Genomic DNA, 11,338 nt, shown 5'->3' on the forward strand with positions numbered 1-11,338 from the left:
GACAACGTGCCAGAAAGCTGAACCACCAGCGTGGCGGGCTTAAGCCCGCCTTTCGTAACAGAATGAAAGCTGTCTATTTGATATTAGCTAAAACTTGCTGCTTGTGTACGAATTGCCCGAATCATCGCCTCCAGCCCCTGGGAACGCGACGGTGTCAGATGCTGCGCCAGCGCCAGCTGTTCAAACCAGGGGCGAACATCGAAAGCCTGAACGTCGGCGGCGGTCATGCCATCGTAGAGGATAAACACCACGGCAATCAAGCCCTTAACAATAGCTGCATCGCTATCACCCTGAAGCGTTATCCGGCCCTGTTCATCGCGCCCCATGACTATCCACACCTGGCTCTGGCAGCCCTGAATAAGGTGTTCAGGGCTGTGCAGTTCGGTGCTTAACGGTGCCAGGCGCTGCCCCAGCTCGATGATATAGAGGTACTTCTCTTCCCAGTTGGCGCAGCGCGTGAAATTGCGCAGCAGTTTGTCTTTATCCGGTAAAGCCGCCATTGTCGCTCCCTGTTAACCCAATAAGCGCCTGATGCGCTGTAACCCTGCCACCAGTCTGTCGACCTCTTCAACGGTGTTGTACATCGCCAGCGAGGCTCGGCACATGGCGGGAACCTGGTAAAATGCCATCAGCGGCATGGCGCAGTGGTGGCCGGTACGTACGGCGATGCCGTAGTTATCGAGGAAACTACCCACGTCATAGGCGTGATGCTTGCCGAGATTAAAGGCAATCACCCCACGGCGCTCAGCGGGGCCGTATAGGTGCAAATCAGGTACGGTAGCCAGCGCGTCCAGCGCATAGCGCATCAGGGTCTGCTCGTATTCGTCGATCGCCGTCAGGCCCAGCGCATTCACATAGTCCAGAGCCGCACCGAGGCCAATAATGCCGCCGGTGTTGGGCGTACCCGCTTCAAAACGCCACGGCGCTTTGGTCCAGCTGGTGCCTTCGGTCAGGCTGACGGTGGCGATCATTGAGCCGCCCCCTTCCCACGGTGGCATCTCCTGCAGGATTTCCGCTTTGACGTACAGCGCACCGATCCCGGTCGGGCCATAGAGCTTATGACCGGAGAAGGCATAGAAATCGCAGTCCAGCGTCTGTACGTCCACCGGCAGGTGCATCACCGCCTGCGCACCGTCCACCAGCACTTTCGCGCCGTGGCGATGGGCCAGGGCGATCAGCGCTGGCAGCGGGTTCACCGTGCCCAGTACGTTAGAGACCTGGGTGACGGCCAGCAGCCGGGTACGTTCGTCAAACAGCGCCTCTACGGCATCAAGTTGCAGGGTGCCGTCAGGCGTGAGTGGAATCACCCGCAGTTCCGCCCCACTGCGCGCACAGAGCATCTGCCAGGGCACGATATTGGCGTGATGCTCCATGGCGGTGATCACGATATTGTCACCGGCCTTGACGTTGCTGTTTCCCCAGCTATTCGCCACCAGGTTGATGGCCTCGGTGGTGCCGCGGACAAACACGATCTCTTCGGCGCTGGCAGCATGGAGGAAGTGCGCCACTTTCTGACGCACATCTTCCATACGCTGCGTGGCTTCGGCGCTTAGCGTATGGATCCCGCGGTGTACGGCGGCATAGCCGTGGCGATAAAAGGTCGCTTCGGCGTTGATCACCTGCTCTGGTTTTTGCGCGCTGGCGGCCGAATCGAGATACACCAGCGGCTGACCGTGAACCTCACGCGCCAGCACCGGAAAATCACCGCGAACCTGTTGTACGGAAAAAGTCATTGTTTACCTCCTGCCAGACGCAGCCCAATGCGCGCCAGCACGTGCTGCTTGAGCGCTTCCAGGGCAATGGCATCGGTCAGCCCGGCGGCAAACGCATAGAGGATGATTTTCTTCGCCTCCTCCTGCGCTATCCCGCGTGAGCGTAAGTAAAAGAGCTGCTCATCGTCGATACGCCCCACGGTGGCACCGTGGCTGCACTTGACATCATCAGCGTAGATTTCCAGCTGCGGCTTGGTATCCACTTCCGCCAGGCGACCGAGCAGCAGGTTGTTGTTGGTCATCTGCCCGTCGGTTTTAATCGCGTGCGGCGCCACGGTAATCACACCGTTAAACACCGCCCGGCCCTTATCGTTAACAATAGTTTTATGCAGTTGGCGGCTGTTGCAGTAACCCTGATTATGTTCAAGCCAGGTACGGGTATCGCACACTTCGTTGTCCACCGGCATCGACAGGCTGTTAACCCGTAGAGTGCTGTTCTCGCCATTCAACTGTGTGCAGGTGTGGTGACGGGTGACCGCCGCGCCTAGCAGGAAGCTGTGGCTAAAGGCCGAGGCATCGCGCCCTAATCGCAAATCGTTGTGGGCGAAGTGGTAGCTCAGGGCATTCTCACCGTTCAGTTTAAAATGTTGAAGCTGGGCGTTGTCCGCCACCTCTGCGGTCAACCTTGCACCGGTAAAATGGCGCGCCGCATTCAGGCTAACGTACTGCTCAATCACCGTCGCCTGCGCCCCTTCAGCCAGACGGAGATGGTGACGATAGTGCACGGTGTTCATCTCATCAGAGTCAAGGCCACGGGTAATGTGCAGCAGCAGCAGCGGTTTTGCCGGCTGCTGATGACGCGCCACCGCAATATGGGTCACGCTGGTTGCCAGCCCTTCGGTCAGATGGAGGAACACTTCACCGTGCACGGCATCCGGCAGCGACTGACGTTGGTTATCCACCGTCACCTCAAACCCGCTCGCCGATAAATCGTCGCTCAACCGGGCGTCGAACTGCCCGTCAACAAACACCAGTCGGTAGGCATCCAGCGCCACCGCGTGCGCATCGCGCTCTGCGACGGTCAGCGCTGGCAGCGCCGGAGCGACGAAAGTGCTGGCAAGCAGTTTATCCAGCGAGGTGTACTTCCAGTCTTCATCTTTGCGCGTCGGCAGCCCCAGCTTTTGTACCTGCTGGAGATGCTGATGCGCCTGAGGCGACACGTTGCCGCCCCGCGACTGGAACAGCGCATGCCACTGTTGCAGCGCGCTACTGTTGTTCGCTAAGCCAGCCATAGCCCTGCTCCTCCAGTTGTTTCACCAGACGGAAGTCGCCGGATTTCACAATGCGCCCTTGATAGAGCACGTGCACCACGTCAGGTTTGATGTAATCCAGAATGCGCTGGTAGTGGGTGACGATGATAAACGCCCGCTTACCGTCGCGCAGCGAGTTCACGCCGTCGGCCACTATTTTGAGGGCATCGATATCCAGCCCGGAGTCCGTTTCATCGAGAATACAAAGCTCCGGCTCCAGCACCGCCATCTGTAGAATATCGTTGCGCTTCTTCTCACCGCCGGAGAAACCGACGTTGACCGAACGGGTCAGGAGATCCGCAGGCATCTTCAGTAGATCAATTTTCTCTTCCATCAGATCCTGAAAGTCAAAACGATCCAGCGGTTCCTGCCCGCGATGCGCGCGCACCGAGTTCAGCGCGGTTTGCAGGAAGAACTGGTTGCTGACCCCTGGGATCTCGACCGGATACTGGAAGGCCATAAAGATGCCCTCTCCGGCCCGCTCTTCCGGCGACAGCGCCAGCAGGTCGTTGCCCTTAAACGTTACCGAACCGCCGGTAACGGTGTAATCCTCACGGCCTGCCAGCGTCGCGGAGAGCGTACTTTTCCCTGAGCCATTCGGCCCCATAATGGCGTGCACCTCACCTGGACGCACGTTCAGGTTAACGCCGCGCAGGATCGCTTTATCGTCAACCGAGACTTCTAATTCGTTGATATTCAACATACCGTTTCCCTTAATCCTTAACCGACGCTGTGTTCAAGGCTGATAGCCAGCAGTTTTTGCGCTTCCACGGCGAACTCCAGCGGCAGCTCCGAGAAAACATCCTTACAAAAGCCGTTCACGATCATCGAGATAGCATCATCTTCGCTGATTCCGCGCTGCAGGCAGTAGAACAGCTGATCTTCACCGATGCGTGAGGTGGTGGCTTCATGCTCCAGCTGTGCGCTGTTATTGCGGCACTCAACATATGGGAAGGTATGCGCCCCGCAGTCGGGGCCAATCAGCATCGAGTCGCACTGGGTGTAGTTACGCGCATTGGTTGCCGTCGGCATGATTTTTACCAGCCCGCGATAGCTGTTCTGGCTATGCCCGGCGGATATCCCCTTCGAAATAATCGTCGAGCGGGTATTTTTGCCGATGTGGATCATCTTAGTGCCGGTGTCGGCCTGCTGATGGCCGCTGGTCAGCGCCACCGAGAAGAACTCACCGACCGAGTTATCCCCGCGCAGGATGCAGCTCGGGTATTTCCAGGTGATCGCCGAGCCGGTTTCCGACTGCGTCCAGGACATCTTGCTGTTTTCCCCCTCGCACAGCGCACGCTTGGTGACGAAGTTGAGGATCCCGCCGCTGTTGTTATCGCCGGGGAACCAGTTCTGCACGGTGGAGTATTTCACTTCCGCATCTTTATGGATAATCACCTCCACCACCGCCGCGTGCAGCTGATAGCTGTCGCGCACCGGGGCGGAACAGCCTTCGATATAGCTGACGTAGCTGCCTTCATCGGCAATCAGAATCGTGCGTTCAAACTGGCCGGTTTTCTCGGCGTTAATACGAAAATAGGTCGAGAGTTCCATCGGGCAGCGCACCCCTTTCGGGATGTAGATAAAGGTGCCGTCTGAGGCCACCGCCGCATTCAGCGCGGCGAAAAAGTTGTCGTTTTCAGGTACGACGGTGCCGAGGTAGCGCTGGACCAGTTCAGGGTGATCGTGGATCGCTTCCCCAAAGGAGCAGAAAATGATCCCCTGCTCGCCCAATTTTTCGCGATAGGTAGTCGCTACCGAAACGGAGTCAAAAATGGCATCCACCGCCACCTCTTTGCCTTCGCGTACCGGCACGCCGAGCTGGTTGAAGGCCGCTTCAACTTCATCGGTCAAAAAGCTGCTGGCCCCGGTCTGCTGCTGTGCACCTGGTTCGGAAGCACAGGTATCATCGCAGTTGCCGCACGACGGCGCAGAGTAATAGCTATAGTCCTGATAGTTCAGCGAAGCGTAGTGGGCTTTTAGCCAGTGCGGCTCTTCCATCTGGGTCCAGGCATGGTAAGCCTTCAGGCGGAATTCCAGCATCCACTCGGGTTCATTACGTCGGGCTGAAATCGCCCGCACCACCTCTTCATTGATCCCTTTCGCCAGTTCGTCGGTCTGTAGTTGGGTAAAAAAACCTTCTTTATAGTTCAGCGGGCCGCCGGCCCAGGTCTGGACATCGTCACTTGCATCAGTATTGCGCGTCATTATGTACCGCCTATACCCCGAAGCTTTCGCCGCAGCCACATTCGTTCTGCGCCTTCGGGTTATGATATTTAAACAGCTGGTTCAGGCCTTCCCGCACGTAATCCACTTCCGTGCCGTCAATAAACGGCATCGCGCTTAAAGGTACCCACAGCTTCGCGCCGTCGGCTTCGAACAGCAGATCGTCTTTATTCGGTTCACTCACCGCGTCCAGCACATAGCCAAAGCCTGCGCAGCCGGTCTGTTTCACCCCAAGCCGCACGCCCTGAATACCGGGTTGCTGTTTGACCAACTCCCGTATATGCGCCGCCGCAGCGGGGGTAAGCGTCACGCCGCGCCAGGTCACATCACTGGGATCGAAAGTTCCTGAATGCAAATCCATAGGTCTACCTCATCAGTGGAGCTACAAAGGGATAACGCTATGTTAGTGATAATGATTATCACTTCAACCCGCGCCGCGTGGGGGTATTCCCCGTTTTCCCTTTATTTATGCCTTTTTATAAGCATAGACCCTGCAACAATCGCCGATTGAGATAGATTTATTTTTACAATGCTTTGAAAAATAATGGGTTTATTGATGGTGATAGGTGACTGGATGGGAAGTACTAAAGATGTATAGCTAATGCCTATTTATTTAATCGGTTTTGAGAGGTTCTGCGAATCAGGCACTTAGAGGATAATCAGTAGGTTAGGGAAAGTGCTGTATGGACATATAGGGACATATACGGTCTTTTTGATGCCCCCAAACCTGCCCCCTGAAAGCATTCTGCCCCCCATATGCCCCCCAGATTCGAGTTTAAGTTAGTGGTTTTCAAGAGCATTAGCGCAAGACGAATCACTACCCTCACCGGTTTCGAGTTGTTTTGCGCTAATTTTTTGCCATCACATCTCAGTCATTATTGACTGACAAAGCTGCGGCGTTGCATGCAGATGCATTCGCCATAGCTTACAAATAGCAGTTGCTCATATAACACGCCATCCGCGAAAGTGTGTCTGAAATCAGCAAGTAACAACAACATGAAGCCGAGCAGTACCTCCGGCCAGCACATCAGATTTGAACGCCCCATCAGACTGAATCAATTTAATATTGCATCCAGTATTTGTTACTGTATTCGGACCTGCGCTAACAAACCCTGCTGACGCAAGGCTAAATCCTGTGTCGATGGTGATACTGACAGCAGGAGCTAGGGATTCATCCACCCCCGGCCATCCTACCTCGATGGTGTCACCTGTTGCCGATACAATAAATGCCCCACTCGTGAAGAAGTTAGCCGCGTCAATAGACCATGCTCCATCACTTCGTAGCAAATTGAACGAAATCGTTTTATTGCGACGCTCACTGCTGATTGCTAATCGAGGGTTTCTAAACTCAAAAGTGCCTTGCGATGCTGTGCTGGCTCCATAAGCCAAAGATATCCAGTTCCCGCCATCGGACACAATCCAATCGAGGCGTAATGTTACCCACTCTAATGACGTAGTAGTTGCAAGACCTACAATTTTTTTACCAGATGAAATCCCATTGCCGGAACGTGAGTCAATCTCAATAGAAGCCGTACCAGATACCAGCGAAGTGCATCTAACATCTACTGAAAAACTCAATGTCGTTCCATGTGATAGTTTGCCCAAATCCATTAGTTGTAGGGCAGCAGAAGTTGTCGATGACTTAGTTAAAACAGATTTTGTGGTATCGCTTTTACTAAATGCATTAGACCCAATAGGAATTTCTGCATAGCTCTGAAATGACTGCATACCTTTCGGTAGTGTTTTGTAATTTTGAACTCGCATATTACCCCCGGTAAAAGTCAGTAACAATGATATCGGCACCAGCACTGACTGCATTATCAAAACGAGTTGGTGTATTAGCAATAGCATATACAAGCAGTAAACCACGGTCTTTTATACTTGATACCGCTGATGCATCTGTGATAATGGGGCCACTTAACATCGCCGCGCAGTTACCTAATTTATATGCCATGTTAAGTCGGTCTTCGTCCAATGCAGCTCCATACGCCCCCATAACACATAGACCTATATACGCATTTTTAGAACGCAATAATTCTAAGGTTTGCGGGTACGTAGACTGAACGCAAACATCAGTTGGGCGTGAGCCATAATATTTTGTAACGAGTGATAGGAAGTTATCAGCCTGGTCAGAAGTCATAGGCGCAGACCATTCGGCTAATGGGGTAACTGCGCACCGTTTGCATTCGCGCAACCATTCATCATAATTCATTATTCTCTCATTCGCCCATGCAGATGAAACGTATGTTCCAACATCCATAGCCTTTAATTGAGCATACGTGAAGGATTCTATAGCGCCCGTATTAACGTTATTTGTGACACGATCTACCGTTGCGTCGTGGAATATTACAGGCACACCATCAGATGATATTTTAGTATCACCCTCAATTCCCCAAACACCTCTCTCAGATGCAAATCGAATAGATGCTCGTGTGTTTTCAGGTACAAAATAAATTGGTGCAGTCAACCCTGAGCCAGGAAATTCACCTGTAGTTGTTCCACTCCATCCCCGATGAGCAACTACTCTTGGGGTGGAACCGTTACGCACAAGAGTTGCATAAAAGTCATGCCCACTCATTCGCTTTAATTTAAAATTGCCATCATGTGTTAATATTCCAATGGGGTCGGCAATGCTTACCACTTCAAATGAAGACGCACCGCCATCCGAGTTAATGTTATAGCCGCCTATCTTGACCTTTTTCCCGATGTTATAGCTGCTGAACAGCAATGCCTCCTTCAGACTATTGAATTGGATATCAACAGTAGGAATCAGCATTGATCCTGTAGATGACGAAAGCTCCCCTCGTAGTACCGCATCACCGGTACTAAGCCACGCGCCAACACCAACACCGCCCGTTGAATTTGGCGTAGAACCTGCTGGTACGGCTTTAGGAAAGACACCATCCCAGCGATAGTACTCCCCATCAGTCTCATCCTGAAGAACCTGATTTGGAAGCGTTAGCTCGTTATTTGGTAAAGGAACACCAAGCTGGAAGCTTTTTAACGTGATATAGCCAAACGCCGCAATCGCCTTCTGCGCTACCCAGCGGAGCCCTTCAATGGTGTAGTGTTTATTGCCAAATCTGTCCTCATATTCGCGCTGCAGAGACGTTACAAATTCGTCAATTTTGCCGGAGTTAAATTTCAGATCCTGCGGTTTTTCACTCGGAACAGGCAATCTAGTCGGTGTCGTGCTCATAATTTTTCCATTAAAAAACCCGGCTCAATGGCCGGGTTATGGTGTTCGGAATGGTCGCTATGGGTAGATGGCGTCGCTGTACTCTGAGAGCGTCAAAGACTGCGTGCTGTCGGTATTTGGCTTGATGCTGTTTACTGTCCAGAGCTGGCTGTCCAGCTCTTCCACGGTTGCAATCAGGTAGCGCGACGGCAACTGGACCTCATCACCATCCCAGATATTGAGCTGGATAGCGGGTATTGCGGCCGTAAAGCCGTATCGGGTATCACTGCGCGCGGTTGCGAGATAACGAAACGTCGGATTCCCCAGGCTGTCAGTCACCAGCACATACATTGAGCCGGAGAACGCAATCGGCTCGCTGGTATCGAAGTCGTTGCCGGAGCGCCCGTTGATATAGCCCTGCTGCTGGTTGCTGTCGTAGATATCCGGCACCTGAATGACGCTGCCGGGCTGAATAATCCCGTCCTCGAACACCTTTGCGTTCATCTTCACTCGGGAGAACATCAGACGCTTCGTCTCACGCAACGCGCGTTCACGCGCCTGGTATTCGTTGCGGAAACCGACGATCTCCAGTTTGTTCGGGTTCCCGGCCTCCTGCTCGACGATGGCGCCATTCAGTACGCGGTAGTTGATGTAGACCTTCGTGTTGGTTGTCGGGTGAACGTATGACGTTTGCACGCCGTCATAACCGCCGGGCAGCGTTGCTTCGTACGAGATTTTGTATTCGTCCGTCTTCATGTTGGCTCGGTTGAATACGGCCGCCGGATGCGACACTTTCTGATCGCGGGTGAACGTCAGCACGCCGTCGTCCCAGTAAGCCATCACCGACGCCGCATTGCAGATAGCCTGCACGCGGTCACCCAGGGAGTCGTTTTCATCGTCAAAGGTGTAGTCGAAATACCCCAGTCGCTCATCAGGCAGGCTCTCAGCGATGGCGTACAGCCCGTACAGGTCGATGCTGCTGACCGGCTGCTCGCCCATGATGAGCCAAGTATGCGCCACGGCATCGGCAAACGAGCGAGACGGCCGTAGGGTGTAGTCAACAGATTGTGTCGCCAGGTCGTAGGTGATGGTATGTCGGGTCAACAGCGCATTGTATTTTCGGTCACGACTACCAAGCGCATTCTCTGTCGCACGCACTTTCACGCGAACCAACGTATCCGTCGGGTGAACCACGTTCGTTCTGATGTTGACGGCATGGATTTCCTCAAGCTTCAGGACGGATGCATCGTTCGAGTTGACCGTACGCTGGAAATTGATAGCGTACTTACCAAATCCTGCCGCTGGCGTCAGTTTGTCAGTGCGGTAAAACACCTCACTCGTCGATTCATGAGGCGTTCCCTGGTGAAAGGTAAAAACCTGCCGCGTACCGGGAACCTGATTGTAATCATCATCAATTTTCCAGATCGTAACCTTCCAGTCAGTCCAGTTCCCCCCACCCAACGATGACTGGGTGTGCAACCACAGTTGTGAGGACTCGACAGGAGAAAAGAACGGCCCCACCACCAGCGCCTCGTTGTCATTGAGGATGAATTTCGTGGTATTGATTACGGCTGCCGTCGGGATGCCCTGCGGCCACTGCAAGTCGCTCATGGTAAATGTGTACCACTGAACAGGGTTAATTAACGCCCCATCATCCGTCTGTGCTGCAGAGATAAGTGAACCAGAGAGCGTAGCATCTTTTGTAACGCTGCCTGATGCAGTGTTATATGTGACGTTAATGGTGAATGTGACGGAATGTGGCAACACCAGACCCATGAAGTAATCAAACTCGGCCTGCTTCACAATCTTCATTGCTATCTGACCACCAACATACTGGCCACTCACAACGGTGTTTGCGGTCGCCGTTTCAACAGGGAAATTTCCAGCTTCGTTCGGCCCCGGAATCTCCTGCCCATCGACATCATCGAAGCTGTACCCTTCGTTGATGGTCGGTATTACCTCGCCAGGCTGATAAAACTGGAACTCCGCCCCGGCCATACTGCCCAGGCTGGACTCAGAGTAGCGCACCGACTCGTAGTCGTATTTCCCAATCCCGACACACATCCATTCCGTCACGTATTTCAGGCCGCCGTCCGACGCGCTGCGACGAACATACTCAAACAGGGACTCCTGAATAAGATCCGGGAACGATCGCACCTGCCCGTAGATATCAGGCTTGGCTTTGTAGACGCGCGCGGTATTGGTCTGGCCGGTCAGGCTGTTATTCGGTGAATCGATGGTATTACCACCGGTATTAACGATGGCGGGCTTCGGCGCCAGGAATGAAAAAACGGCGCCTACAATCTTGAAGATGGGGCTCAGGATATCGCCGACAATACCTTTTGGCTGATCGAACAGCTGGATGGTGTCCAGCTCACTCAACTCGAATGCCAGCTCATCATCGTCACCCAGCTTCACACCATTGCGGACAATCATCAGGTCGCGGTGGAAATTGCTGTCGTTGGCAGCCAGCCAGTCATAAAAAAGGGTGCCGTTTAGCACCCTGTAGCGTTCTTTTGGCGTTCCGGGGAAGCGCTGGAGTTCAATCAGAGCCATATTCGAAGAATTCCACCTTGGTAAATGCCCGCTGGATAACCAGCAGAGAGTCCTCTCTCACGCTGCCGTTTTCGCCGCGGGCGTGGATAGCTTTGCGGTTCAGCACCAGGCCGACATGCGCAGGCTGCGCGCCGCGATACCCGACGAATACCCCACCCTCGACCGGCTTATCGACCTGGTGCCAGAACACGACATCGCCCTGATAACAGGTAAAAAACTCAGCCCCGGCTTCGTAGTCCGGCGTCTGGTGCAGTTCAATGCCGAGCACGTGGCGGTAAAACAGCACCACCAGCCCCCAACAGTCGACACTCTGGAACGAACAAGCGCGGTTAGCCCAGGGCACGCCGATCATCTTG

At 53.8% G+C, this 11,338-nt stretch carries 10 protein-coding genes; all 10 read right to left on the minus strand.

What is annotated here, in order from left to right; all coding sequences use genetic code 11:
- Positions 1-83 precede the first annotated feature (83 nt).
- Positions 84-500, minus strand: a complete 417-nt coding sequence (sufE, locus tag AB2B48_RS06860) for a cysteine desulfuration protein SufE (protein ID WP_368301261.1) — start codon at positions 498-500, stop codon at positions 84-86.
- Positions 501-512: 12 nt separating this feature from the next.
- Complete coding sequence (sufS, locus tag AB2B48_RS06865) at positions 513-1,733, minus strand: cysteine desulfurase SufS (protein ID WP_368301263.1); 1,221 nt, start codon at positions 1,731-1,733, stop codon at positions 513-515.
- Positions 1,730-3,004, minus strand: coding sequence for a Fe-S cluster assembly protein SufD (gene sufD / locus AB2B48_RS06870; protein ID WP_368301264.1), 1,275 nt, complete (start codon positions 3,002-3,004; stop codon positions 1,730-1,732). The genes sufS and sufD overlap by 4 nt, the downstream gene beginning before the upstream one ends.
- Positions 2,979-3,725: a Fe-S cluster assembly ATPase SufC gene (sufC, locus tag AB2B48_RS06875; protein WP_185668657.1), complete on the minus strand. Its 747-nt coding sequence runs from the start codon at positions 3,723-3,725 to the stop codon at positions 2,979-2,981. The genes sufD and sufC overlap by 26 nt, the downstream gene beginning before the upstream one ends.
- A 17-nt stretch (positions 3,726-3,742) precedes the next feature.
- Entirely contained in the window at positions 3,743-5,230 is a 1,488-nt protein-coding gene (sufB, locus tag AB2B48_RS06880) for a Fe-S cluster assembly protein SufB (RefSeq protein ID WP_220439723.1), read from the minus strand.
- Between the two features lie 10 nt (positions 5,231-5,240).
- Complete coding sequence (gene sufA / locus AB2B48_RS06885; protein ID WP_185668655.1) at positions 5,241-5,609, minus strand: Fe-S cluster assembly scaffold SufA; 369 nt, start codon at positions 5,607-5,609, stop codon at positions 5,241-5,243.
- Positions 5,610-6,226: 617 nt separating this feature from the next.
- Positions 6,227-7,012: a hypothetical protein gene (locus tag AB2B48_RS06890; protein ID WP_368301267.1), complete on the minus strand. Its 786-nt coding sequence runs from the start codon at positions 7,010-7,012 to the stop codon at positions 6,227-6,229.
- Position 7,013: 1 nt separating this feature from the next.
- Positions 7,014-8,447 carry a glycerophosphodiester phosphodiesterase family protein gene (locus AB2B48_RS06895; protein WP_368301269.1) on the minus strand — a complete coding sequence of 478 codons (1,434 nt, stop codon included), beginning with the start codon at positions 8,445-8,447 and terminating at the stop codon, positions 7,014-7,016.
- 57 nt (positions 8,448-8,504) lie between these two features.
- Positions 8,505-10,982 carry a host specificity factor TipJ family phage tail protein gene (locus AB2B48_RS06900; protein WP_368301271.1) on the minus strand — a complete coding sequence of 826 codons (2,478 nt, stop codon included), beginning with the start codon at positions 10,980-10,982 and terminating at the stop codon, positions 8,505-8,507.
- Positions 10,969-11,334, minus strand: a complete 366-nt coding sequence (locus AB2B48_RS06905; protein WP_368301930.1) for an NlpC/P60 family protein — start codon at positions 11,332-11,334, stop codon at positions 10,969-10,971. Before AB2B48_RS06905 ends, AB2B48_RS06900 begins: the two co-directional genes overlap by 14 nt.
- Positions 11,335-11,338: the final 4 nt, after the last annotated feature.

This window comes from Kluyvera sichuanensis (assembly GCF_040930405.1).
Taxonomy (GTDB): domain Bacteria; phylum Pseudomonadota; class Gammaproteobacteria; order Enterobacterales; family Enterobacteriaceae; genus Kluyvera; species Kluyvera sichuanensis.

Excerpts from the sequence above, each read along its gene's own strand:
- sufB (WP_220439723.1), bottom strand. The coding sequence starts at position 5,230 with ATGACGCGCAATACTGATGCAAGTGACGATGTCCAGACCTGGGCCGGC.
- sufA (WP_185668655.1), bottom strand. The coding sequence starts at position 5,609 with ATGGATTTGCATTCAGGAACTTTCGATCCCAGTGATGTGACCTGGCGC.
- sufE (WP_368301261.1), bottom strand. The coding sequence starts at position 500 with ATGGCGGCTTTACCGGATAAAGACAAACTGCTGCGCAATTTCACGCGC.
- AB2B48_RS06895 (WP_368301269.1), bottom strand. The coding sequence starts at position 8,447 with ATGAGCACGACACCGACTAGATTGCCTGTTCCGAGTGAAAAACCGCAG.
- AB2B48_RS06900 (WP_368301271.1), bottom strand. The coding sequence starts at position 10,982 with ATGGCTCTGATTGAACTCCAGCGCTTCCCCGGAACGCCAAAAGAACGC.
- sufD (WP_368301264.1), bottom strand. The coding sequence starts at position 3,004 with ATGGCTGGCTTAGCGAACAACAGTAGCGCGCTGCAACAGTGGCATGCG.
- sufC (WP_185668657.1), bottom strand. The coding sequence starts at position 3,725 with ATGTTGAATATCAACGAATTAGAAGTCTCGGTTGACGATAAAGCGATC.
- sufS (WP_368301263.1), bottom strand. The coding sequence starts at position 1,733 with ATGACTTTTTCCGTACAACAGGTTCGCGGTGATTTTCCGGTGCTGGCG.
- AB2B48_RS06905 (WP_368301930.1), bottom strand. The coding sequence starts at position 11,334 with ATGATCGGCGTGCCCTGGGCTAACCGCGCTTGTTCGTTCCAGAGTGTC.
- AB2B48_RS06890 (WP_368301267.1), bottom strand. The coding sequence starts at position 7,012 with ATGCGAGTTCAAAATTACAAAACACTACCGAAAGGTATGCAGTCATTT.